Annotated in this window: 19 protein-coding genes; 1 reads left to right on the top strand and 18 read right to left on the bottom strand. The window is 64.9% G+C overall.

All coding sequences use genetic code 11. From position 1 onward, the window contains the following. Window positions 1-33: 33 nt before the first annotated feature. The 5 genes from AB0P23_RS14805 to AB0P23_RS14785 form a co-directional block, all read right to left on the bottom strand. The gene (locus AB0P23_RS14805) at window positions 34-1,284 is read right to left on the bottom strand and encodes a fatty acid desaturase (RefSeq protein ID WP_032370715.1); all 1,251 of its coding nucleotides are present in this window, start codon (window positions 1,282-1,284) and stop codon (window positions 34-36) included. A 129-nt stretch (window positions 1,285-1,413) separates the two neighbouring features. Then, on the bottom strand, window positions 1,414-2,709 hold the full coding sequence (locus AB0P23_RS14800; RefSeq protein WP_032370714.1) for a fatty acid desaturase: 1,296 nt from the start codon (window positions 2,707-2,709) through the stop codon (window positions 1,414-1,416). Between the two features lie 108 nt (window positions 2,710-2,817). Continuing rightward, a complete protein-coding gene (locus tag AB0P23_RS14795) occupies window positions 2,818-3,933 on the bottom strand; it encodes a ferredoxin reductase (protein WP_027496515.1) in 1,116 nt (371 codons plus the stop codon). Window positions 3,934-4,071: 138 nt separating this feature from the next. Beyond that, entirely contained in the window at window positions 4,072-4,596 is a 525-nt protein-coding gene (locus AB0P23_RS14790; RefSeq protein ID WP_032366300.1) for a hypothetical protein, read from the bottom strand. A gap of 11 nt (window positions 4,597-4,607) precedes the next feature. After that, complete coding sequence (locus tag AB0P23_RS14785; RefSeq protein WP_032401426.1) at window positions 4,608-6,053, bottom strand: wax ester/triacylglycerol synthase family O-acyltransferase; 1,446 nt, start codon at window positions 6,051-6,053, stop codon at window positions 4,608-4,610. 174 nt (window positions 6,054-6,227) lie between these two features. Between AB0P23_RS14785 and AB0P23_RS14780 the strand changes: the two genes are divergently transcribed. Continuing rightward, window positions 6,228-6,824 (top strand): Rv3235 family protein, encoded by a 597-nt coding sequence (locus AB0P23_RS14780; protein ID WP_363797997.1) that lies wholly within the window; start codon window positions 6,228-6,230, stop codon window positions 6,822-6,824. A 45-nt stretch (window positions 6,825-6,869) separates the two neighbouring features. On the opposite strand, the gene secA is transcribed toward AB0P23_RS14780, so the two are convergent. The 13 genes from secA to AB0P23_RS14715 form a co-directional block, all read right to left on the bottom strand. Further along, on the bottom strand, window positions 6,870-9,773 hold the full coding sequence (secA, locus tag AB0P23_RS14775; RefSeq protein WP_032372695.1) for a preprotein translocase subunit SecA: 2,904 nt from the start codon (window positions 9,771-9,773) through the stop codon (window positions 6,870-6,872). A 320-nt stretch (window positions 9,774-10,093) separates the two neighbouring features. Next, a complete protein-coding gene (gene raiA, locus AB0P23_RS14770) occupies window positions 10,094-10,762 on the bottom strand; it encodes a ribosome-associated translation inhibitor RaiA (protein ID WP_027496511.1) in 669 nt (222 codons plus the stop codon). A 233-nt stretch (window positions 10,763-10,995) separates the two neighbouring features. Beyond that, entirely contained in the window at window positions 10,996-11,679 is a 684-nt protein-coding gene (locus AB0P23_RS14765) for a ComF family protein (RefSeq protein WP_027496510.1), read from the bottom strand. 41 nt (window positions 11,680-11,720) lie between these two features. After that, window positions 11,721-13,481: an MtrAB system accessory lipoprotein LpqB gene (gene lpqB / locus AB0P23_RS14760; protein WP_155289465.1), complete on the bottom strand. Its 1,761-nt coding sequence runs from the start codon at window positions 13,479-13,481 to the stop codon at window positions 11,721-11,723. Between the two features lie 17 nt (window positions 13,482-13,498). After that, on the bottom strand, window positions 13,499-15,181 hold the full coding sequence (gene mtrB, locus AB0P23_RS14755) for an MtrAB system histidine kinase MtrB (protein WP_032366296.1): 1,683 nt from the start codon (window positions 15,179-15,181) through the stop codon (window positions 13,499-13,501). Continuing rightward, complete coding sequence (mtrA, locus tag AB0P23_RS14750) at window positions 15,178-15,855, bottom strand: MtrAB system response regulator MtrA (protein WP_027496508.1); 678 nt, start codon at window positions 15,853-15,855, stop codon at window positions 15,178-15,180. Before mtrA ends, mtrB begins: the two co-directional genes overlap by 4 nt. Window positions 15,856-15,859: 4 nt before the next feature. Next, the gene (locus AB0P23_RS14745) at window positions 15,860-16,525 is read right to left on the bottom strand and encodes a dTMP kinase (protein ID WP_283541562.1); all 666 of its coding nucleotides are present in this window, start codon (window positions 16,523-16,525) and stop codon (window positions 15,860-15,862) included. A gap of 17 nt (window positions 16,526-16,542) precedes the next feature. Then, a complete protein-coding gene (gene ahcY, locus AB0P23_RS14740; RefSeq protein ID WP_363797994.1) occupies window positions 16,543-18,027 on the bottom strand; it encodes an adenosylhomocysteinase in 1,485 nt (494 codons plus the stop codon). Between the two features lie 120 nt (window positions 18,028-18,147). Beyond that, window positions 18,148-19,251: an alkane 1-monooxygenase gene (locus AB0P23_RS14735; protein WP_283541586.1), complete on the bottom strand. Its 1,104-nt coding sequence runs from the start codon at window positions 19,249-19,251 to the stop codon at window positions 18,148-18,150. 299 nt (window positions 19,252-19,550) lie between these two features. Next, entirely contained in the window at window positions 19,551-21,062 is a 1,512-nt protein-coding gene (locus AB0P23_RS14730) for an amino acid permease (protein ID WP_032401410.1), read from the bottom strand. Window positions 21,063-21,199: 137 nt separating this feature from the next. Further along, a complete protein-coding gene (gene manA / locus AB0P23_RS14725) occupies window positions 21,200-22,435 on the bottom strand; it encodes a mannose-6-phosphate isomerase, class I (RefSeq protein WP_080736612.1) in 1,236 nt (411 codons plus the stop codon). After that, window positions 22,435-23,577 carry a hypothetical protein gene (locus tag AB0P23_RS14720; protein WP_032401411.1) on the bottom strand — a complete coding sequence of 381 codons (1,143 nt, stop codon included), beginning with the start codon at window positions 23,575-23,577 and terminating at the stop codon, window positions 22,435-22,437. The genes manA and AB0P23_RS14720 overlap by 1 nt, the downstream gene beginning before the upstream one ends. Window positions 23,578-23,648: 71 nt before the next feature. After that, window positions 23,649-25,031, bottom strand: coding sequence for a phosphomannomutase/phosphoglucomutase (locus tag AB0P23_RS14715; RefSeq protein WP_052053378.1), 1,383 nt, complete (start codon window positions 25,029-25,031; stop codon window positions 23,649-23,651). Between the last annotated feature and the right edge of the window lie 188 nt (window positions 25,032-25,219).

Here is a 25,219-nt window from a genome sequence, read left to right as displayed (position 1 = left end):
GTACCAGGCTTCGCTGCTCGAAATCGGAGTCGGTCAGGCTGCTTTGCCGACCAGTCTGCGAATCCCCTTGCGCTTCTTGGTTTCTGCGATCGCGGTCCGAAGGCCACGCCGCTTTCCGGTGTCGGGGTCGACGGCGAACAGACCTGCAGGTGCCTGTTCCCATTTACGCTCGGACGCGGTTTCCGGCGCGTCGTCGCTGGTCGCCTTCAAGTACTTGTTCGGAAGCGACAGCTTGGCGATGGTTCGCCACGACAGGAAGTACTGGTGCACGATCGAACCGGTCGTGTACGGCAGGTCGTACTTCTCCGCGAGCTCGAGAACCCGAACCTTGATCTCTCGCAGACGATTGCTGGGTAGATCGGGGAACAGGTGATGCTCGATCTGGTAGCAGAGATTGCCGCTCATGAACTCCATGACCGGACCGGCGTTGAAGTTCGCGCTGCCCAGCATCTGACGCAGGTACCACTGCCCCTGCGTTTCGCCTTCCATGTCCGACTTGGTGAACTTCTCGGCACCGTCGGGGAAGTGCCCGCAGAAGATGACGGTGTTGGTCCACACGTTGCGCATCATGTTGGCGACGATGTTCGCCGTCAGCGTGCTCTTCCAGGCAGGTCCGGTGAGCAGTGGATGCAGGACGTAGTCCTTGCCCATCTGCTTGCCGACCTTTTCGAGGACCTCGCGACGCTTCTGCTCGAATTCCTCACGTGGGACGCGGCCCTTGGCCACCTTGCCCAGTTCCAGGTGCTGCAGCGCCACGCCGTACTCGAAGAACAGCTGCAGCAACAGGTTGTAGACCGGGTTGCCGATGTTGAACGGCTTCCAACGCTGGTCGCGGGTGACGCGCAGCAGGCCGTAACCCACGTCGTCGTCCATGCCCAACACGTTGGTGTACTTGTGGTGGATGTAGTTGTGCGTCTGCTTCCAGTGCGCCGAGGGCCCGGTGTTGTCCCACTCCCACGAGGTGGAGTGGATCTCCGGATCGTTCATCCAGTCCCACTGGCCGTGCATGACGTTGTGGCCGAGCTCCATGTTCTCGATGATCTTCGCGACCCCGAGCATGGCGGTGCCGACCAGCCATGCCGGGCGGCGGCGACTGGCGAACAGGACTGCACGTCCGCCGATGTCGAGCGAGCGTTGCAGCCGAATCGTGTTCTTCACGTACCGGGCGTCGCGTTCACCACGGGACGCCTCGATGTCTCGCCGAATCGCATCGAGCTCGTGGCCCAGTGCTTCGATGTCGGCGTCGGTCAGATGCGCGTATTCCTTGATGTCCGAAATCGCCATGGGAAACAGCCTCCTGGCAGTTGTGAACACACAGCGTGCGGTAGTGAGCCGTGTGCATTTCCGTCACCTACCGTATCGTAACTTACGGTCGCGTAGGTTACGGGCGCGAATCTGTGTGACGATTCACAATCAGGCGGTGACGTCCGATCGCCGGAGCGCCTTCGCCTGTCGTTTGGCTTCTTTCTTCGCGTTGCGCAGAGCTCCTCGCGCCTCCTGCATCGCCGAGCGCAGTCCACGGCGCTGGCCGGTGAGCGGGTCGATCCGAAGTGCGTGCACGGTCGGAGAATCGCCGACGCGCCAACGCCGCTCCGACGATGTCTCGGGCGCGTTGTCCGAGGTTGCGCGCAACCACTTGTCGGGCAGCGACAGCTTGTGGATGGTCCGCAGTGCCAACAGGTACTGCTTACCGAGCGACCCTGTCGTGTACGGCAGGTCGTACTTGTCGCACAGCGCGTGCACCTTCTCTGCGATCTCCGAGTACCGATTGCTCGGCAGGTCCGGGAACATGTGGTGCTCGATCTGGTAGCAGAGGTTTCCGCTCATGAACGCCATGACGGGGCCGGCCTCGAAGTTGGCACTACCGAGCATCTGCCGCAGGTACCACTCGGGACGGGTCTCGTTCTCGAACTGACCGATCGTGAACTTCTCGGCACCGTCGGGGAAGTGACCGCAGAAGATCACGGCGTAGGCCCAGAGGTTTCGAACCAGGTTGGCCGTGGCATTGGCGGTCAACGTGGACTTCCACGCCGGGCCGGACAGGGCGGGGAACAGGACGAAGTCCTTCCCGACCTGCTTGGCGATCTTGCGCGCGAAAGCGCGGGCCGCCGGTGACTTGAAGAGGCCCTTTTCGTGGTCCCCGTCGAGCTGCTTCTGAGCGTCGTAGTCGTGCAGCGCGATGCCCCACTCGAACGTCGTCGCCAGCACGATGTTGGCGAGCGGCTGAACGAGGTTGATCGGCTTCCACGGCTCGTCGCGGGTCATCCGTAGGATGCCGAACCCGATGTCGTCGTCCATTCCGACGATGTTGGTGTACGTGTGGTGCGAGTAGTTGTGCGCCCGCTTCCACTGCTCCGACGGTCCGGTCTGGTCCCACTCCCACGAGGTGGAGTGAATTTCCGGATCGTTCATCCAGTCCCACTGGCCGTGCATCACGTTGTGGCCGAGTTCCATGTTCTCGATGATCTTGGCGACGCTGAGCATCGCGGTCCCCACGAGCCATGCCGGCCGGTACTTGCTGCCGAGCAGCACGGCGCGTCCGCCGAGCTCGAGCATGCGCTGAGCTCGGATGGTCCGGCGGATGTATGCGGCATCGCGTTCACCGCGACTGTCCTCGACGTCGCGGCGAATGGCGTCCAGTTCGCGCCCGAACGCTTCCATGTCTTCTTCGGTCAGGTGAGCGAACTCTTTGATGTCGGTGATGGCCACCGGGTCCTCCAACAGTTGTGTGCGGCGCCCGAAATACCGGGGTTCAGCGTGGGCAACCTACGTGAGCGTAACCCAGCAGCCTGAGAATGCAGTGTGCGAAAAACAGACCTACAGTTCCAATGTGCAGTCGCCCGCGGCCGCGGAAATGCACGTCTGGACGCGGTCACCCTCGCTGTGTTCCTTACCGGAACGCAGGTCGATCACATGCCCTGCGGTCAACGGCACCACACACGTCTGGCAGATACCCATACGGCAGCCGAACGGCATCCGAACACCCACATTTTCGCCCGCTTCGAGCAGCGTGGTCGCCCCGTCCGCCGCCGCTTTCTTGTCGGACTTGGAGAACGTGACGGTTCCGCCGGAACCGGACGTATCGGCGCGCGAGATCTCGAACCGCTCGAGGTGCAGCTTGTGCTCGATGCCCTCGCGCTTCCACGTCTTCTCGATTTCCTCGAGCAGTGCCGCGGGACCGCAGGCCCAGGTGTCGCGGGTACGCCAGTCGGGGTAGAGCTCGTCGAGCGAGGACAGAGCGAACTTGCCGTCGGAACGCGTCAGCTGCACGTGAGAGGTGAACTCGGGATGCGACTTCTCGAGGGCTGCAAGTTCGGCCGCGAACATCACCTCGTCCTCGGTGGGGGCCGAGTGGATATGCACGGTATCGGGCATGTCGCCGTGGCGATCGAGTGCTCTGAGCATCGAGATGACCGGGGTGATGCCGCTACCTGCGGTGACGAAGAGAATCTTGGCGGGCGGCGGAACGGGCAGTGCGAAATTGCCCTTCGGTGCCGCCAGTCGCACGATGGTCCCCTGCGGCACGCCGCCCACCAGATGTGACGACAGGAACCCTTCGGGCATCGCCTTGACGGTGATGGAGATCAGCTTGTCTTCCCAGTTCGGCGGCGAGGTCAGTGAATACGAGCGCCAGTGCCACCGACCGCCGAGATGCAGTCCGATTCCGATGTACTGACCCGGCTGATAATCGAAATTGAAGCCCCACCCGGGCTGGATCACCAGTGTCACCGCGGTAGCGGTTTCCTTCTCGACGCGTACGACGCGGCCGCGCAGTTCACGGGCCGACCACAACGGGTTGGCGAGGTGCAAGTAGTCGTCTGGCAGCAAGGGAGTGGTGATGCGGGTGAAAGCACCACGCAGCATGTTCAGCCTCGGCCGCTTGGGTGCCGAGACACCGGCCACCGGGGCCTCCAACCACTTCTTCAGATCCATCGGGTGTTCCCCATCCCCTCGATCGTCGTACCGAACCGCGTGCGGGCATCGAGGTTACGCTACCGTAGGTTGAGTCCCCTGGTCACCTCTGCAGGCAGCCCAACCGTGGATATCGCCAGGTCGTGGCCGAGAGCAGGATCACAGCAGATCGAGCAGAAACGGTAGTTCCTGGGGGGCGTACCACGCCAGCGTGTGGTCTTCGGCATCACCGAGAACGAATTCTGCATCGGCGTCGCCCATGTCCGCTGCGTCCACGGCGGAGACAGCCTTGGCAACTGCTTCCTCGGCCCCTTCCAGATCGACGTGCACCGACGCGACCTGATCCATTCGCAGCGGTTCCTTCAGCCGAACCACAGCGTCGTCGAGATCGGGACGCAGGGTGGGATCGTCGACGTCTGCGGCAATCACCGCCCGTCGGTAGACCACGCCGTCGGCCACCGTCCCCGTGTCCGCCTCGTCGTCGACGGCCGCGGCGATCAGGCGCAGCGAGGCACGCGCGGCCTCCCCCATCGCGACCTCGGACAACTCCTCGTCGTCGCCCGACGAGTACGCCTCACGCAAGGTGGGCGTCACCGCGAATGCGGTGCGCGAGACCGGACTGAACTCGCCCTCGGCTGCGAGCACTTTCAAGAATTCCAGTGTCGCCGGAACGTAGACACGCATTGCAGAAGACCTCACACTCTCGATTCGTTGCTGGCGTCGACCAACTCTTCCAGCGCCTCGTGCAGTAGCGCTGTCACCACATCCACATCGGGCATCGCTCCGCGGTCGGCGTTGAGCCCGAAGAACACGAAACCGTCGTACGACGTCAGCCCGATACTCAACGCCTGATTCTCGAACAGCGGCGACACCGGGTACATCTCGAGCATCCGGGCACCACCGACGTACAGCGGAAACTGCGGGCCCGGCGCGTTCGTGACGATCAGGTTGAACACTCGTTGCGAGAGTCGGCTACCCGCCCGCGCACCCATGGCATGCAGGCTCGCCGGAGCGAACCCACTGATCCGCATCAGCGTTTGAGCCGTCACACCGCGGCTCTGATGAGAATGGGCCTCGGTCGCGTGCGCGATGTGAGACAGCCGAACGACGGCGTTCGACTCCCCCACCGGGAGGTCGACGAGGAACGAGGACACCTCGCTGCGATCGTCCTCGGCCGGCCCACCGGACATGTCACTGCCCTCACCGAAGCCGACGCGATCGGACGAGACGTACACCGACATCGGCACCATGGCCCGCACCGTGGACGATGCCGTGACGGGTTCGCCGCGCGAGAGCAACCAATTTCGCAGCGCGCCGGTGACGACTGCGAGCACGACGTCGTTGATCGAGCAGTCGAATCTGTCGTGGATCCTGCGGTAATCGGCCAGCTCGGTCTTGGCCACGGCGAACCGACGATTTCGTGAGATCGGCGCGTTCAGTGGGCTGGACGGGGCGCTCTGTGTCGCGGTACGCAGCACGGCCGCGACCTTGCCCGCGGCGCGCAATGCGTCGCCCGCGAGACCGGCAACCCCGTTGACCGCGCCGCGCAACGTCTCGATGCTCTCGCCCGGACGCACCACCAGTTCGGTGAGCGCGTCGAGCACCAACACCGAGTCCTTGGGCTCACGGGCAGGCATCCACAGCTCCTCGGCCATCGGCGCGGGGTTCTTGCTCGCGTCCAGAATGACCTGACCGATGTCGAGCGCATTTTCGCCGTCGACGAGGGCCGAATGAGACTTGGTGAAGATGGCGAAACGATTCTTCGCGAGGCCCTCGACCAGGTACATCTCCCACAACGGTCGGGTGCGATCGAGCGGCCGTGAGGTCAGTCGCGCGATCAGGTCGTGCAACTGATCGTCCGTCCCCGGCTTGGGTAGTGCCGAACGACGGATGTGATAGGTGATGTCGAAATCCGCGTCGTCCACCCAGACCGGCCGCGCCAAACCGAACGCGACTTCGCGGACCTTCTGCCGGTAGCGCGGAACCAGCATCAGTCGCTGTTCGACCAACGACAGCAGTCGGTCGTAACTGAAACCGCTCCGCGGGGTCCGAAAGACGGCGAGCGAGCCGAGGTGCATGGGACTGCTGCCGGCCTCGAGAAAGTAGAACGACGCATCCTGCGCCGTCAGTCTGGTCGCCATCGCGTGTCTCGGTCCCCGTCCTCGCACGTGGTGCGCCCCGATCGATACCGCCTGTTGCACGGTGTGCTCGAACTCAGAGTACGTGGGTTCGCGACGTGAGTCCCAGTGCCGGGTGGGCACCGACGTGTCGCCGATCTCGGGAACCGAAATTCGATCGCGACCGTCAATGTCGGTGTGAGCGTCATCGAATCCAACGATCCGCCGGACACCGGGGACGACAGCCCGATACCGTCGCCGGCGGACTCTCGGCTGCGCGCCGAGCACCATTGCTTTCTGTCGCGGCCGACCCAGTTCGAGCCGCTACTCTCGGCAGGCGCGGTGCACACCTGGGGACGGGGTGAGAGCCCGCAAAGGCCACCGGAACGCCATCCGGCATCGGTACGCAGCACTCGCCCCCGCCGCCGGGCCGAGGCACCCCATCGACCGATCGTGCAAGTGGTGCCCGCCGATGCGCGGGCGAGCGCCGAACGCGCCATGCGGTTGCTCATCGAGGTGATCGACCGCAGGCGCAGTGCCGAGCAACTGTCCTCGTTGTTCACTGCGCCCGTGATCGACCTGATTCGCACCATCGTCCGCACGCCCCCACCGGGACGGCGACTCGGATTCGCCGCGGTGCGTCGCGTGCACGTCGCCTATAGATCGGACACGTCGGCCGAGATATTCGGCTCGTACACCCGCGGCCCACGCACCTTCGCCTTCGCGGGCCGAATCGAGCAGGCGGTCGACCCACGGCGGCCAGGATGGACGGTCACCTCGTTGCGAGTGGGTTGAGGACACGGGTCGCCCGGCTAGGTCGCGCCGGATCGACCCGGCCGACTACTTCTTGCGCTTGGAGCGCGCCGACTTCTTCGGTGCTTTGCTCTGCGCTCGCGCTGCTTCGCGACGCTCGCGTCGGGTTCCCTCGGCCGCCGACTCCGCGCTCGCTGCAGCATCCGACCGCTGCACAGCCGTACCGCCCCCCTCGGCCGGGCCGGAGAACGTCAATCTCTGTTCGTCCCGCTCGTCGAGTCCTTTGGCACGCAGAGCTGTGGGAGCTGCCTGAGCTGGAGCGGCAGGGGCCGGGGCCGCCTTGGCCGCAGGCCGATCGCCCGTGGTTGCAGGTGCCGACGTTGCCGCAGCTGCCGGGCGACCGGATCCGACGGGTGAGGCCAACCCGGGGGCAACCGCGAGACCGGCGGACGCGGCCGGACCTGCCGGGGCAGGGGTCGCCTCGACCTGGAGGTTGAACAGAAAGCCCACCGACTCCTCTTTGAGGCCGTCGAGCATGCCCTGGAACATGTCGTAGCCCTCCCGCTGGTACTCGACCAGTGGATCTCGCTGGGCCATCGCACGCAGTCCGATGCCCTCCTTGAGGTAGTCCATCTCGTAGAGATGCTCGCGCCACTTGCGATCGAGGACGGACAGCAGAACCCGACGTTCGAGCTCCCGCATTCCGTTCTCGCCTGCGATGCCGTCGATCTCGGCCTCGCGAGCGGCGTAGGCCGAGCGGGCGTCCTCGAGCAGCGCCTCGCGCAGCTCGTCGCGGCTCAGGTCACCCTTCTCGCCGTCCTCGTTCTCGCCCGAGAGAACCTTGTGGTCGATACCGACCGGATACAGAGTCTTCAGAGCCGTCCACAACTGCTCCAGATCCCAGTCCTCGACGTAGCCCTCGCTCGTCGCACCATCGACGTAGGCGGTGATCACGTCGGTGATCATGCCCTCGACCTGGCCCTCCATGTCGGCACCTTCGAGGATGCGCCTGCGCTCCTCGTAGATTACGGTGCGCTGCTGGTTCATCACCTCGTCGTACTTGAGGACGTTCTTGCGGATCTCGAAGTTCTGCTGCTCGACCTGGGTCTGTGCGCTCTTGATGGCCTTGGACACCATCTTGGCCTCGATCGGGACGTCGTCGGGCAAGTTGAGCCGAGTCATGATCGATTCGAGTGCGCCGCCGTTGAATCGACGCATCAACTCGTCGCCGAGCGAAAGGTAGAACCGCGATTCGCCCGGATCACCCTGACGACCGGAGCGCCCTCTGAGCTGGTTGTCGATACGACGTGAGTCGTGGCGCTCGGTTCCGAGAACGTACAGGCCACCGGCCTCGCGCACGGTGTCCGCGTCGGCCTTGACCTGTGCCTTGACCTCTTCCAGAGCAGGCTCCCAGGCGGCCTCGTACTCCTCGGGAGTCTCCACCGGGTCCAAGCCCTGCTTACGCAGCTTCAGGTCGGCGAGGATGTCCGGGTTGCCGCCGAGCACGACGTCGGTGCCACGGCCGGCCATGTTGGTCGCCACCGTCACCGCGCCCTGTCGCCCGGCCTCGGCGATGATCGTCGCTTCCTGCTCGTGGAACTTCGCATTGAGCACGTTGTGCGCGACGCCGCGCTTGGTGAACTGCTTCGACAGATACTCCGACCGTTCCACGCTCGTGGTGCCGATGAGAACCGGCTGGCCCTTCTCGTGCCGCTCGACGACATCGTCGACCACCGCGTCGAACTTGGCTTCTTCCGTCTTGTAGATCAGGTCGCCGTTGTCGACGCGGACCATCGGGCGGTTCGTCGGGATCGGAATGACGCCCAATCCGTAGATCTGATGCAGCTCCGCGGCCTCGGTCTCGGCCGTACCGGTCATGCCGGAGAGCTTGTCGTACAGGCGGAAGTAGTTCTGCAGAGTGATCGTGGCGAGGGTCTGGTTCTCGGCCTTGATCTCCACCTTCTCCTTGGCCTCGATCGCCTGGTGCATGCCCTCGTTGTAGCGGCGTCCCACCAGGATGCGACCGGTGAACTCGTCGACGATGATGACCTCGCCGTCGCGGACGATGTAGTCCTTGTCCTTGGTGTAGAGCTCTTTGGCCTTGATAGCGTTGTTCAGGTAGTTCACCAGAGGCGAGTTGGCCGCCTCGTACAGGTTGTCGATACCGAGCTGATCCTCGACCAGCTCGACGCCGGCCTCGTGCACACCGATGGTGCGCTTGCGGATATCGACCTCGTAGTGGGTGTCGACCTTCAGCATGGGGGCGATCCGGGCGAACTCGCCGTACCACTTGCTCGACGCGTCGGCGGGGCCCGAGATGATCAGTGGGGTTCGCGCCTCGTCGATGAGGATCGAGTCGACCTCGTCGACCACGGCGAAGTTGTGTCCGCGCTGCACCAGATCGTCGAGCGAGTGCGTCATGTTGTCGCGTAGGTAGTCGAACCCGAACTCGTTGTTGGTGCCGTAGGTGATGTCGGCGGCATACGCTGCACGGCGCTCGACCGGCGTCATCCCGGACAGGATGACGTCCACCGACAGACCCAGGAAGCGGTGCACACGGCCCATCCACTCCGAGTCACGCTTGGCGAGGTAATCGTTGACCGTCACCACGTGCACACCGTCGCCGGAGATGGCGTTGAGATAAGCAGGCAGAACACACGTCAGGGTCTTGCCCTCGCCGGTCTTCATCTCGGCGATGTTGCCGAAGTGCAGGGCGGCTCCGCCCATCACCTGCACGTCGAAGTGCCTCTGGGACAGCACCCGCCACGATGCCTCACGGGCGACCGCGAATGCCTCGGGCAGCAACTGATCCAAGGTCTCCCCGGACGAATACCTCTCCTTGAACTCGGCGGTCTTACCCCGCAGTTCGTCGTCGGAGAGACTCTCGACGTCCGAAGACAGGGTCGAGACGTGGTCAGCGATGTTCTTGAGCCGCTTGACCATGCGACCTTCACCAACACGGAGCAGCTTGGAAAACGACAGCGACGGCACGGGTTTTCTCGTCCTCGATCCTCGGTTCACGGGTACTGACACGAACAAATCTGTTAGTCGACGCGTTACTGCTACCTGCACGAGCGCACGGGTTCGTCACCGTGACGTCCGCGCGGCAGTAACCCGAACGCGTCCATGGTAGGCGGTCTCGCTGTGGGTACGGCAGTCCCACTGTCGGTCCCGAGCGACACCACGCCACCATTCGGACAACCCCGACACAGCACTGCAGGCTCGACGTGGGGATCGTGTCTTCCGGCGTCGAGCCTGCAGTGGTCGGATATTTCACGGACGGCGAACGACCCGTTCGCCGTCACGCTCGGTCAGGTGAGCCTGATCAGGCCATAGTCAAAGGCGTGCCGTCGATACACCACGGAAGGCCGGTCGGTGGCGCTGTCGTGAAACAGGAAGAAGTCGTGGCCGACCAGTTCCATCTCGTACAGCGCATCGTCGACGCTCATCGGTGCCGCCGAGTGAACCTTCGTGCGAACAATGTGCCCGGGGCCGGTCTGATCGTCCTCGAACGAATCCAGCTTGGTCTCGGGATCGAGCGCAAGTGTGTCGTCTTCGGCAAGTTCTGCGGTGGCCTCGGCGACGGATACGGGTCTCTTCTCGCCGTAGTGGACCTTGCGCCGATCCTTGGTACGCCTGAGTCTGCTTTCGAGTTTCGAGGTCACTGCTTCGAGTGCGGCATAGAAACTGTCTGCGCACGCTTCGGCACGAACGACCGGGCCTTTGCCCTTCGCGGTGATCTCCACGCGTTGACATGCTTTGGCCTGACGGCGATTTCGTTCGTGCTGCAGTTCGACATCGAACAGGTAGATGGAGGGGTCGAAGCGCTCGAGGCGAGCCAGTTTCTCGGACACGTATATCCGAAAATGGTCCGGTATCTCGACGTTGCGGCCCTTGACCACAACGTCGGCATTGCTCTTGGCGGGTTCTTCCGAAGGCTTCTCGTCGAAGAAAACCGAGGCTTGTGAAGGGGTCGTCACGTGTACCTCCCGATATCGGCCACGCCCACTGTTGGACGTGGCAGGTGTGCATGCCGAATGGGGAACCTTCCGGCATCTCGAGTCCGGGGCATCACCTCACGTCCGTGTTTCTACGGGTCGTTCTACCGGTCCGCTCCGTCGTGATGGAGCGTGTCCGCGACGTTAGTCGGTCATCGACGCGTGTGCCACCGTTCACCCCGAATTGGTTGTCGGCGTGTCTCGTCGACTCGCGTTCACGCGCTGGCCACCACGATCGCACCGGCCAACGAGATCCCGAAATCGGTAAGCACTCTTGCACATTCGGCCAGGGTCGCCCCGGTGGTCACCACGTCGTCGACGAGAAGAACGGTCAGTTCGTCGGTTCGCGGCCGCGGCCGGCCGATACCCTGGCGCGACTGTCCGATCAGTTCGATCCGGCCCGCCACGTTGTGTTGACGCTGACCTGCCGAGAGCCCGACCGAATCCCGCACTCCCCCGGCCATCTTCAGCAGCTGGGGAACCGATACTCGCTCCGGTGCCAACTCGGTCGCTGCGTTCCTCGCACACCGCAGCACCGGATCACCCCCTCGGACTCGCGCTGCGCGCGCCCGGGACGGAGCGCACACCAGAACGAGGTGACTCAGCTCGGGTGGATCGATCTCGCCCGCAGCACGCAGTTGGTGCACCGCACCGGCCAGCGCCCGCCCGAACGGCACGGACACGGCCCGTCGGCCCCGTTCCTTCAGTGCGATCACCCCGTTGCGCCGAGGACCGGTGTACGTGCCCAGCGCCCAGCAGGGCACCCCCGGATCGACCCGCGGACGCACCCGGACAGGCGGCACCGACAGCGCCTGTTCACAACGGCGACACCACTGCTCCCCCGGCACCCCACACCCGGCACATTCGAGGGGCAGGACGAGGTCGAGAAGCGTTCTCATGATCGTGAAGTGTGCCGGTAGCCACCGACACCCGCCGGACGTCAGCCGGGCAGGATCGGGACGGCCTTCACCCCGGCCAGGCCGGTGACCTCGCGCCAGTACCTGTCGCCGACCGGATCGGCGTTGTTGAGTGCGAACACGGCGCGAGCGTCGGCAACGTACTCGGTCTCCGGCGACGCATCGACCGCCAGAACAGGATTGGTGAGATTGCGCGACGGCAGGGCGTCCATCCTCGAGCCGTCGACCGTCACCTGGACCACCGGTGTATCGGTGGCAACCCGTGCGATCACGATGGCCTCGCCGGTGCTCCAGTCCAGGCTGGTGGCGTCACTGCCGAGTCCGATCGCAACCGCGCGCGGGGCCGTCAGCGAATAGACGCCCGACGGATCGCGTACCACGGTGGCCACGTACACCACGCCGTCGACGATGAGTGCGGCCCGAACGCCGTCGCGGGCCAGCCGGAGTTCGGTGATGCGAGTTCCCAGGGTGGTGACCGCGCGGGCATCGACCGGTATGACCGATACCTGACCGGTCGAGGGGTCACGGGCAGCGCGAATGACGTTGGTGCCGTCGATGACCGCCCAGGCGGCGTTGTCATCGGCTCCCCATGTCGGACGCGTGATCGACTGCCCCTCGGCCACCGGGAACGCGCCACCGTCGTAGCTACCGACCATCAATGTGCTCGACGGTGCCGGAGCGGGTCTACCGGTGTCCGCAACGCCGGCCACGAGTGTTCCGTCGTTCGACAAGGCCACCGAGCGCAGATTCCGTGCCTGCCCGAAGTACCCGGGGGCGGGTGTGGTCGCGGATTCCTCGACGTGGAGCAGTCGACCGGAGGCCAGTGCGTGCAGGCCGACCGATTCGTTGGTGGAGCTCTGTGGATCGAAGGAGTCGACCCCGGCCGTCGTCCACCCGTCCGGCTTGGTCGTGTCGATGGGTTGTCCGTCGGCGAGCAGCACGTACGGCCCGGCCACCTCCGCCGAGGCCAGAGTCCAGATCACCTGTGCGGCAAGCAATTCTCGGTCGCGGTCGCCCTTGTTCTGCAAACCACCGAAGTCGATTCTGATGCCGCCGAGACCGACTCCGACCTGTGTGGTCTGTCCGTCGGCCTTGGTGATGGGCCCCCGGATACTGACGTCGTCGGACAATTCGTTGCTCACCGCTGCGGACAGCGCGGACTTGGGTCCATCGATCAACAGCTGCACGAGCTGGTTTGCGAGCTGATCCTGCGACCCGCTCGTCCACCGAACATCCGGCACCAACACCCCACCGAGCGGATCGACGAAGTAGATGGATCGCTGCTGATAGGTGTCCATGAACGCCGAGCGATCGATGACCACACCCGGTGGCAGCTTCGAGATGCGCCATTGGCCGTCGACGCGCGTCATGTCGATCGCGATGTCGAAGGTGTCCGATCCGGCCTGATATTCCCCGCCGGGAGCCAGGATTCCCGCTGTCGTCGACCGAATCGTGAATTGCGCAGAGTCTGCAGTTCGGGGCCCCGACAGGGTGTCGATCCGATCTGCGACGACGGTACGAGCGCCGTCGTCCCACGTGTTCGACGCGTCCTCGGTCAGGAACTGTCGGGCGGCCTGGTGGCGGTTGGCCGACACTGCGCTGGCCTCGAAGAAGTCGTCGAGCAGCCGGTCGGGCTCACGTCCGGGTTCGGGGGCCGGGGCGCTGGTCGGCGCGGCACCGTCGGTCAACGTGCCGATGGCCTGGGGGCTCGAGGACTCGGGCAGGCTGGCACAACCGGAGACGAGGGCGGCGATCAGGGCGCAGACTGCAACCGAGCGAGACAGCCGACGAGACGAGCGAATCACGTCGACGACTCCGACGCGGCCCGCTGCGCACCGATAGCCGGGATCGGTTGTCCCTGAGCGTATTTCTTGGTGCTCGGCTTCAACGGCAGAGGTGAGCCGATCACCTTGTGACCACGGACCAGTGGCACCGTGAGCCGGAAACATGCGCCTTCGCCGACTGCACCCCACGCCTCGAGCTTACCGTCGTGCAGCCGGGCGTCCTCGACACTGATCGCCAACCCGAGGCCGGTACCGCCGGAGCGCCGGACGCGGGAGGGGTCCGAGCGCCAGAACCGATTGAACACCAGCTTCTCCTCGCCGGGGCGCAGACCGATTCCTTGGTCGCGCACCACGAAGGCTGCCGCGTCGGCATCCGATCTCAGGCGCAGCAGCACCGGCTTGCCTTCCCCGTGATCGAGGGCGTTGGCCAGAAGGTTGCGCAGGATACGTTCGACGCGCCGCGGGTCCACCTCGGCGATGACCGCCGTCTCGGGCATGTCGACGATCACCTCGGTGCCGGTTTCGCGGGCGAGGTGACGCACCGTGGAGACCGCCGCGCGTGCACACATCCTAAGGTCGAGCTGCTCGGCAGCCAGTTCGGCGACACCGGCGTCGTGGCGGCTGATTTCGAGCAGATCACCGAGCAACGTCTCGAAGCGGTCCAGCTCGTTGACCAACAGCTCGGAGGAACGCTTGAGGGCAGGTTCGAGATCGTCACTGGCGTCGTGAATGAGATCCGCGGCCATCCGCACGGTGGTGAGCGGAGTTCGTAGTTCGTGGCTGACGTCGGAGGTGAACCGGCGCTGCAGGTTTCCGAATTCCTCGAGCTGGGTGATCTGTTTGGACAGACTTTCGGCCATCTCGTTGAACGACATCGCCAGCCTCGCCATGTCGTCCTCACCGCGAACCGGCATTCGCTCCTTGAGCCTGCCGTCGGCGAAACGTACTGCGATGCGGGACGCGGATCGAATGGGTAGCACCACCTGCCGCGCGACGAGCATCGCGATCGCCGCGAGGAGTACCAGCAGCACCACGGCCCCGATGAACAGCGTGCCGCGGACCAGGGAGAGCGTCCGGTCTTCGCTGGCGAGCGGGAAGATGAGATACAGCTGCAGCGCCGATATGTCGGACCCGGTGGGCGACCCCATGATGAGCGCCGATCCGGAATATCCGCCGTCACTGTCGGTCACGGTGGCGTACTGCGAGCTGATCAGGCCCTTCTTGACGAAGTCGCGCAAGCTGGCCGGTATCTGGTCGACCGGACCGACCGACGCTTCCGCGCGGGTCGCGTCGCCCTCGACGATCAGAACAGGGTCGAAGGACCCTGCCGACCCGGTGGTCGACGCGGCGTCGAGGTCCTGGTTCGTCAACGCTGCTCTCGCCCGTTCGAGACGGGTGGACAGGCCGCTCGAATCATCGGCACCGGCGAGGTTGCCCTCCACCGTGGTGCGCGAGCGGTCGAGTTCCTCGGTGGCTGCGGACAGCTTCGCTTCGAGCAACCGATCGGTGATCTGGCTGGTCAGAACGACGCCGAGAATCAGGATCACCACGAGCGACAACGTCAGGGTCGAGACGACCACGCGCAGTTGCAGTGACCTTCGCCAGGCGTGGCCCAGCGATGTGCTCAGCGACCTGAACCAACGCAGGAGCGGGGAGAACTTGCCGTTGATTCGTCGCCGAGAGTGGGAAAAACCGATCACGGCGGTCCGGCCTTGTACCCGACCCCCCTCACGGTCAACACCACCTCCGGGTTCTCCGGATCCTTCTCGACCTTGGCGCGCAGACGCTGAACGTGGACGTTGACCAGGCGGGTGTCGGCGGCGTGCCGGTAGCCCCATACCTGTTCGAGCAGAACCTCACGGGTGAACACCTGACGCGGCTTGCGAGCCAAGGCGACCAGCAGATCGAATTCGAGCGGAGTGAGCGAGACCAGCTCGTCGCCGCGGCTGACCTTGTGGGCGGGGACGTCGATGACGATGTCGGCGATCGACAACAGCTCGGCCGGCTCGTCCTCGGTTCGACGCAGTCGTGCCCGGACGCGTGCCACCAGCTCCTTCGGCTTGAAGGGCTTCATGATGTAGTCGTCGGCCCCGGATTCGAGACCGAGCACCACATCGACGGTGTCGGTCTTGGCCGTCAGCATGACGATCGGGACGCCCGAGTCGGCTCGCAGCACGCGACAGACGTCGATGCCGTTCATTCCGGGAAGCATCAGGTCGAGCAACACCAGATCGGGTCGATTCTCGCGGACGGCCGCCAGCGCTTGGGTGCCGTCTCCGACGACGAACGGCTCGAATCCCTCACCGCGCAACACGATGGTGAGCATCTCCGCCAGAGCCGAATCGTCGTCCACAACCAGAATCCGAGGCTTCATGGCTCTATCGTGTCACTTTCGGCTCGGCGGATGGCTGATTGAACATGTCGGCGGCGAGTCGATCGGGGTCGACGTCGGCGCGCACGACTCGCCAGGGCGACGCCCAGTTCGTTTCTGCGAGACGGCCGTAGATGGCCGAGGTCCGGGTCTGCAGCGAGCCGTCGCGTTCGTAGGCATCCCGGGTGCGCGCGGCGTCCGCACTCTCACGCGCGGCGGCGCGCTCCGCAGCGAGAGCCACCGGTACGTCCAGCAGCACCTGCACGTCCGGAACGGGCGCACCGAACCGCTCGAATTCGAGTGACCGGATCCACTCGACGGCCGCTCCGTCGACGGACTGCTCCAACCGCGCCGCGGTGTAGGCGGCGTTGGACGCCACGTACCGGTCCAGCAACACGATATCGTTGCGGGACAACAAGTTTCGGATCTCGTCGGCCGCATCCTTGCGGTCGAGTGCGAACAGCAGCGCCATGGCGTGCACGCTGCCCGCGGTGTCTCCGTGTTCCCCCTGCAGCGCCTCGGCCGCCAGATCGGCATGAACCGACCTGCCGTACCGGGGAAACCCGACCCTGACGACGGCCAGGCCGTCGCGTTCCCACGCCGAGACGAGCCGACGGGCGAGCGTGTTCTTGCCCGCTCCGTCGACTCCCTCGATGACGAAGAGCTTTCCCAACGACCGAACTCTCTCGGTCAGTAGCGGTAGTGCTCGGGCTTGTACGGGCCCTCGACGTCGACGCCGATGTACTCGGCCTGCTCCTTGGTGAGCTTGGTGATCGAGCCGCCCAGCGCTTCGACGTGGATGCGAGCAACCTTCTCGTCGAGGTGCTTGGGCAACCGGTAGACCTCGTTGTCGTACTCACTCGGCTTGGTCCACAGTTCGATCTGCGCGATGACCTGGTTGGAGAAGCTGTTGCTCATGACGAACGACGGGTGACCGGTGGCGTTGCCGAGGTTCAGCAAACGGCCCTCGGACAGCACGATGATCGAGTGCCCGTCCTTGAACTGGAACTCGTCGACCTGCGGCTTGATGTTGATCCGCGTGACGTCGGCAGCCTTCTCGAGGCCGGCCATGTCGATCTCGTTGTCGAAGTGGCCGATGTTGCCCAGGATCGTCTGGTGCTTCATCTTGCGCATGTGCTCGAACGTGATGATCTTGAGGTTGCCCGTCGAGGTGATCACGATGTCGGCCTGCTCGATGAACTCGTCGACCGTGCGCACGTCGAAGCCGTCCATCAGTGCCTGCAGGGCGTTGATGGGATCTGCTTCGGTGACCGTCACGCGAGCGCCCTGGCCCTTGAGTGCCTCGGCGCAGCCCTTGCCCACATCTCCGTAGCCACAGACCAGCACGGCCTTGCCGCCGATGAGAACGTCGGTGCCACGGTTGATGCCGTCGATCAGCGAATGGCGAGTGCCGTACTTGTTGTCGAACTTGCTCTTGGTGACCGAGTCGTTGACGTTGATGGCCGGGAACGACAGCTCACCGGCAGCAGCGAACTGGTACAACCGCAGCACACCGGTCGTGGTCTCCTCGGTGACACCCTGCACGGATGCGGCAATCTCGGTCCACTTGGTCGTCGACGCCTCGAGGGAGCGACGCAGCAGGCCGAGGAACACCTTGTACTCGTCGGAATCCTGGTCGTCGTCGGTCGGCGGAACGACGCCTGCCTTCTCGAACTGAGCGCCGCGCAGCACCAGCATCGTGGCGTCACCGCCGTCGTCGAGGATCATGTTGGCAGGCTGCTCGGGCCAGGTGAGCATCTGCTCGGCGGCCCACCAGTACTCCTCGAGGGTCTCACCCTTCCAGGCGAACACCGGAACGCCCTTGGGCTCTTCGACGGTGCCGTACGGGCCGACGACGACGGCCGCGGCTGCGTGATCCTGGGTGGAGAAGATGTTGCACGAGGCCCAACGCACCTCGGCACCGAGTGCCACCAGCGTCTCGATCAACACGGCGGTCTGCACGGTCATGTGCAGCGATCCGGATACTCGTGCGCCCTTGAGCGGCTGAACGTCGGCGTACTCGCGACGAAGCGCGATCAGGCCGGGCATCTCGTGCTCTGCCAGCCGTATTTCCTTGCGGCCGAATTCTGCGAGTGACAGGTCTGCGACCTTGAAGTCGATTCCACCGCGGTGTTCCACGGTGAGTGCCGATCCTGACGTAACTGAGGTCGTCATCTTGCCTCTCCTGTTGACTTGAATGTCTTCGTCCAGGCTATCGGGTCGCGGCGCGCGGCGACCGCCTGCCCGGCGAATCGGTCCGATGCCCGGGAGACGATTCGTCGAGTGGTCCCGCGGTCACCCGTGTTGCTGGGCTCGCGCCAGAATCCGATCGCGCTTTCGGGGCAGAATGTTGGCCCGGACGAGATCACCGTCGTAGTGGTCGAGCACCCGCGGGTCCATCACCCGACGCCACAGCGGCGGTACCGCTGCCAGTAGAACCATCGTCGCGTACCCGGCAGGCAACTGCGGGGCCTCGTCGCACGAGAGCAGGGTCTGGTACCGCTTCCCCGGATTGGCGTGATGATCGCTGTGTCGCTGCAGGTGGTAGAGAAAGATGTTGGTGCACAGCCGGTCGCTGTTCCAACTGTGCCGCGGTGCGCACCGCACGTATCTGCCTCGCTCGTTCGTCTCGCGCAGCAGTGCGTAGTGCTCCACGTAGTTCACCATCTCCAGGAGCACGAATCCCACGACGGCTTGTATCAGCAGATACGGCGCGATCGCCCAGCCGAAGACGACCATCAGCGTGACGAAGAGAACGGCGCTGAGCAGCCACGTGTGTAGCAGGGCGTTCGACGGGTGAAACACGGAGTGGCCTTTGCGACGCAGCCGGCCTGCCTCGAGCTTCCAGGCCGAGGCCAGCCCGAGAACAGCGCTGCGCGGCACGAACGTCCACACGCTCTCTCCCAGCCGGGCACTGGCCGGATCCTCCGGAGTGGCCACCCGCACGTGGTGACCGCGGTTGTGCTCGACGAAGAAGTGTCCGTACAGGGTTTGCGACAAGGCCACCTTCGCCAACCAGCGTTCGTGCTGCTCGACGCGGTGGCCCAGCTCGTGGGCGGCGTTGATTCCGGTTCCCGCGACCAGGCCCACCGTCACCGCGAGCCCGATCTTGTCCACCACGCTCAGACCTCCGTACGCCCACATCCAGCAGGCGACGATCAGACCGATGAATTGGATGGGCAGGAACAGGTAGGTGCACCAGCGGTAATAGCGGTCGTTCTGCAGCTCGTCGGCCGCAGACGCGTCCGGGTTGTGACCGTCCTCGCCCGCGAGCAGATCGATGATCGGAATGATCACGAAGAACACCAGGACGCCGCTCCACCAGAACACCGGCATGCCGGTCCAGTACACCAACTGGGACGGCAACAGTGCCGATGCCGGTGCCAGCAGACCCAGCATCCACAGGTAGCGCTTGTTGTCCCACCGCCGAACCGCAGGTGCAGCCCCGGCCGAATTCCGCTCCCCGAAAGCGACACCCGAATCGTCCGATGAGGTGATTCGGCCGTCCACGCTCACAGTTGCCACACCCTCTCACCGAATGTTTGCGGTCCTGTCAGTTTGTTTTCAAGGGTATAACATGCCGGGCGTTCGGACCGAGGGGTGTGACGGATACCCCGGACACGTCGGATCCGAGAAAACCGGCCCCGCCCGCACGATCGACGGTCGGGGCCGGCCTCGCAAGACGACTCGGCCGCGTCTCACTCGGGTCGCGACTCGACTTTCTTCGCCTCGCGCAGACCCATCACCGAATGGCGGCGACCGTACAGCACGTAGATGACGACACCCGCTGCCATCCACACCAGGAACCGCAACCAGGTCTCGACCGACAGGTTGAGCATCAGCCACAGGCACGCGGCCACTGCCAGGATCGGAACCAGCGGAACCCAGGGCACGCGGAACCCGCGCTCGAGATCGGGACGCGTCCTGCGGAGGACGAGCACACCGGCCGACACCAGAACGAAGGCGAACAGCGTGCCGATGTTGACCATCTCCTCGAGCGTGCCGAGAGGGACGAACGCGGCAAGCAGTCCGACCACCACACCGACCAGGATCGTCGTCCGAACCGGCGTACCCTTCTTTCCGGTGTGGGCCAGACCGCGCGGCACCAGGCCGTCTCGCGACATGGCGAACAGGACGCGAGTCTGCCCCAGCATGAGAACCATGACCACCGTCGTCAGACCGGCCAGTGCGCCGAACGAAATGATGTTCTTGGCCCACGTCAGCCCGTTCAGCTCGAAAGCCGTTGCCAGCGTGGCACTGTCGCCGGCCAGATCCGTGTACTTGACCATCCCGGTCAGCACCAAGGTCACCGCCACGTAGAGCACGGTCACGATGGCCAAGGATCCGAGGATGCCGCGCGGCAATGCCTTCTGCGGCTCCTTCGTCTCCTCGGCCGTGGTCGCGACCACGTCGAAGCCGATGAACGCGAAGAACACCAGCGACGCCGCCGCCAGCAGTCCGTACCAACCGAAGGTGCTACCGCCCGCACCGGTGACGAAGGAGAACAGGGACTGATGAAGCCCCTCACCCGTGGACGCGGGCTCGGACGGCGGAATGTACGGGTCGTAGTTGGCGACCTTGATGTAGAACGCACCGAGCACGACGACGAACAGCACCACGATCACCTTGATGGCTGTGATCACCAACGACACGCGCGAGGACAACTTGGTTCCCGAGGCGATGAGAACCGTCAACACCACCACGATGAGCAGTGCGCCCCAGTCGAAATTCAGCGAACCGATCTGCAGTACCGGGGCCGACGTGCCGAGCAGGTCTCCCAGATAGAGCGACCAGGCCTTCGCCACCACCGCCGCGGCGAGTCCGAATTCCAGGATCAGATCCCAGCCGATGATCCAGGCGATGAACTCACCGAATGCGGCGTAGGAGAACGTGTAGGCACTACCGGCGACCGGAACCGTGGAGGCGAACTCGGCGTAACAGAGGGCAGCGAGCCCGCAGGCGATGGCCGCCAACACGAACGCCACCGAAACAGCCGGTCCGGCAACGTTTCCGGCAGTCCTCGCCGTCAGCGTGAAAATGCCGGCTCCGACCGCCACCGCGACACCGAACACGGTCAGATCCCACGAACCGAGCTCCTTGCGCAACTTGGTGTCCGGTTCGTCGGTGTCCTCGATCGATTGTTCGATCGACTTGGTCCGGAACCACCCCGTCGTACGCGGGGGCTTCCTGGGCCGGTCTGCCTTGGTCATCGGACCTCCGTATCGCCACGTCGCTTCTGCAGACGGCCGATCCGATCGGACCCACCCGTCCCAGAATTCACTGTGACATCACCTTATTGGTAGCGGGCACCCGTGTCGGACACTTCGGCCACTCGACTTGCCGCGCCTTACGACTGCAATGATCCGACCGCCGCCACGAACACTTCGGCACCGTCGGAGTCCGCGGTGACGGTGACCGATCGGTCGGCAGCGGGAATCCACGCCGAACTACCTTGGGGCACGGTGAGCCCCGCGTGTGTGTCACCGGTCGTCGCCAGCACCGAACCGCTGGTGCACAACAGAATTCGCGGACCGGTTCCAGGAATCTCGACGGTCTCCCCCGGACCGACCGCCGTCCGGCTGAGGACGAATTCAGGGGCCGGCGTCGGGTATCGGTAGGTGGGCCGATCGTTCTCACCCGGCGTGATCGGAGAGATGTCGGCGGGCTCGAAGTCCAGCACGCGCAACAACTCCGGCACGTCGACGTGCTTGGGCGTCAACCCTCCACGCAGAACGTTGTCGGAGTTGGCCATGATCTCCACACCGGTTCCGCGCAGGTACGCATGGAGATTGCCCGCATCCAGGTACAAGCCCTGGCCGGGAGTCAGGGTGACCCGATTGAGCAGTAAGGCCGCCAGTACTCCAGCATCACCGGGATACGACTCCCCCAGCTCGAGCAACGTCCGTGCCTCGGCGGCGAATCGACCGCCGTCGGCGCGGGCAGGCCCCGACAGATAATCGATGCAGCCCTGGGCGACCGCAGGCAACAGGTCGTCGAGGGACTGCCCGGGCAACGTGATCCACGAGGTGAACACCGTCCGGAGGCCCGACGCGTCGGGCTGAGCGGCGAGCAACGTGCGATACCCCGCGAGGGACGGCACGGCCAACGCATCGAGAAACTCGACTGTCTCGGCCGGTTGCCGAAACCCTGCCAGTGCTTCGAATTCGGTGAGTGCCACGATCAGCTCGGGCTTGTGATTGGCGTCCCGGTAATTGCGCACCGGGGAATCGATCGCAACACCTGCGGCGTTCTCCCGCGCGAAACCCTCACGCGCCTGCGCGCTGCTCGGATGTGCCTGCAACGACAGAGGTTCTTCTGCGGCAAGCAATTTCAGCAAATACGGCAGCCGCGACGAGAAGTCCTGAGCAGAGCCGCCCAACTGTGTTTCCGGATCCCCGTCGATGAGGGTGAGCAACGGCGTGCTGCCACCCTCGTGAACCACGTGCGCAGAATCGGCCGGATGTGCACCCAGCCAGATCTCCGCCTCGGGATGATCGGACGGTACCGGCCTACCCTGGATACGAGCCAGAGCAGTGCGCGAACCCCAAGCGTAGGACCGGACTGCGCCTCGCAGGAGTTGCACTAGCTACCGCCCATCAACGACAAGTACGCGGCAGTGGTGTCCAACCGCGTTGCCAACACCGACATCGTGTCGAGCATCGAGAGTGTAACCGGATCGGGCGACGCCGCGCGGGCCTCGAAACCCGAACTCGCGAACTCCCCGCCCGACGCCGCCTCACCGGACTCGGTCAGTACCAGTTCGGAATTCGGAACACCGGCAATGCGTCGTTCGGTCAGCGCGCGATCGGATTCGGACGCCAGGACGAATACCCGCATCGGCTGTTCGGGAGCCGGTCCGTCGAGCTCCTCGTCGTGGAAGATCGAGTCGAAGGTGCTGACCGGCCCCGATGACTCGACCATGGACGCACGGATGGACGCAGCAATGACATCGCCGAGCTCACCCGCAGCCACGATCAGACCGGCCGCCCGCAGCAACACCTCGCTACCGTGCCGCGCCACCTCGACGGCAGCCGGCCCGGCACCGCTCAGCACCACACGTTTGCCGCTGAACCCACTGGCAAGCGCTTTGGCAGGGTTGTGGAACACCTCGTTGGACGGGCTGTTGCGCACAGCCTCGGCATCGAGCAGATCTGCGAGCCGAGAAAGGTTGGGCAACAGCGCCTTCCACGAACCACCGGCAACCGCGCCGAGGACGGCCACGAACGCCGCAAGGTAGCGCATCAGCGCATTGTGGTCACGCACCGCTATGCGCGGCGGCAACCACATGACCCTGGCACCGCGCACGGCACGCAGGGGACCCTCTTCCGGTGCCACGACGACGACCTCCGCGCCGCGCCGTGCTGCCGCGTCGACCGATTCGGCCAGACGAGGATCGCCTGCATCGTCGCCGGCCACCACGACGACATCCAGTGGCCCGATCCACGGCGGAGTTCCGGTACTACGAACCAGGGGAACGCCCAAATGGTTTCCGAGAGCAGCGACAAGCAGAGACGCCGCACGACTGCTGCGGCCGTCGCCGGTCACGATCACCACGCTGCGAGGTCGCAGGTCGGCCAGGCGCGCCAGCACCGACTCTTCGACCGCAGTGGCTACGGCGCGTACTTGAGCACCCGCGAGCGCGGCGCTGCGGAGCGCGCCCTCCCGATCGGCGGCCACGATCGCGCCGGCGTCGTCGAGATCGACCAGAGACGTCACTGCCCTCATGACCTCGGCACCTTCCCTTACGTCACCGACTCGAAATGCCTGCATACCCACTTGTGAACTCTAGGTAACCACTATTCCAGTCCGGAGCGAACGATGCTCAATATCTCGGTCGACAACGCGTCGACCTCGGTGCGGGTGCGCGCCTCGACATTGAGTCTCAACAGGGGCTCGGTGTTGGACGCACGCAAGTTGAACCATGCACCACCCTCGAGGTCGACGGTCACGCCGTCGAGACGGTCGATTCCGGTGGTCCGATCGGCGAACGCGTCGAGCACGGCCTGGGTGCGTTCGGCTGCGTCGTCGACCGTCGAGTTGATCTCACCCGACGCGCTGTACGTCTCGTACGAGGCCATCATCTCCGAGAGCGGTCGATCCTGTGCGCCGAGGGCAGCGAGAACGTGCAGCGCGGCGAGCATGCCGGAATCGGCACCCCAGAAATCGCGAAAGTAGTAGTGCGCGGAATGTTCTCCGCCGAAGATCGCACCGGTATCGGCCATCTGCTGCTTGATGAACGAGTGCCCCACTCGGGTGCGGACAGGCTTGCCGCCGAGCTCGGTGACCAGCTCCGGCACCGCACGCGAGGTGATGAGATTGTGAATGATCGACGCACCGGGCTCCTTGGCCAGCTCACGTTCTGCCACCAAGCAGGTCACGGCCGACGGCGAGACCGGATCGCCCTTCTCGTCGACGACGAAGCACCGGTCGGCGTCTCCGTCGAACGCGAGCCCGATGTCGGCACCGGTCTCGACGACGAAGCGCTGCAGATCCACCAGGTTCGCCGGATCCAGTGGGTTGGCCTCGTGATTGGGGAAGCTGCCGTCGAGTTCGAAGAACAACGGTTCGATCGTCACCGGGAGCGGAGCGAACACCGCGGGGACCGTGTGCCCGCCCATGCCGTTACCCGCGTCGACGGCGATCTTCATGGATCCGATGCCGGATAGATCGACCAGATCGCGGACGAACCCGGCGTAGTCGGTCAACACGTCTCGCGACGTTGCCGTACCGGCCGGGCCGTCGAAGTCCGGCACCCCGTCGATCAGTTCCGACTTGATCGTGGCCAACCCGGTGTCCTGTCCCACCGGCTTGGCACCGGCGCGGCACAGCTTGATTCCGTTGTACTTCGCCGGATTGTGGCTTGCGGTGAACATGGCACCCGGGCATTCGAGCAGGCCCGACGCGAAGTAGAGCTGATCGGTCGAGGCGAGACCGATGTGCACGACGTCGAGTCCCTGCGCGGTGACGCCGTCCGCGAAAGCGCGGGACAGGCCCGGCGAGGAGTCGCGCATGTCGTGTCCGACGACGACGGTCCGCGCTGCGCCCTCCTCGTCGCGTACCAACCGGGCGAACGATGCACCGACGTCTCGGACGAACGCCTCGTCGATCTGCTCACCTACGACGCCACGGACGTCGTAGGCCTTGATGACGGCGTTGACGGACTCTGCGGTTCGGGCCACGAAGATTCTCCTGATTGTCGGTCGTCCGGCGTCGGACATCCAGCGTTGGGTACGGGGCGATCAACACCGAAGCTCGGCAGACCGGCTTGTCCGTTTCGGTACTGGTGCAAACCTTGCCAGACGCCCGGTGGGCGGGCCAGTCGACCCGTCGTTCATTCGGGCGGACGCAGCGCAGCGCCCCGCCGCGG

Source organism: Rhodococcus sp. NPDC077669, from assembly GCF_040686915.1.
Taxonomy (GTDB): domain Bacteria; phylum Actinomycetota; class Actinomycetes; order Mycobacteriales; family Mycobacteriaceae; genus Rhodococcoides; species Rhodococcoides fascians.
This window is presented reverse-complemented; position numbering and strand designations above follow the sequence as displayed.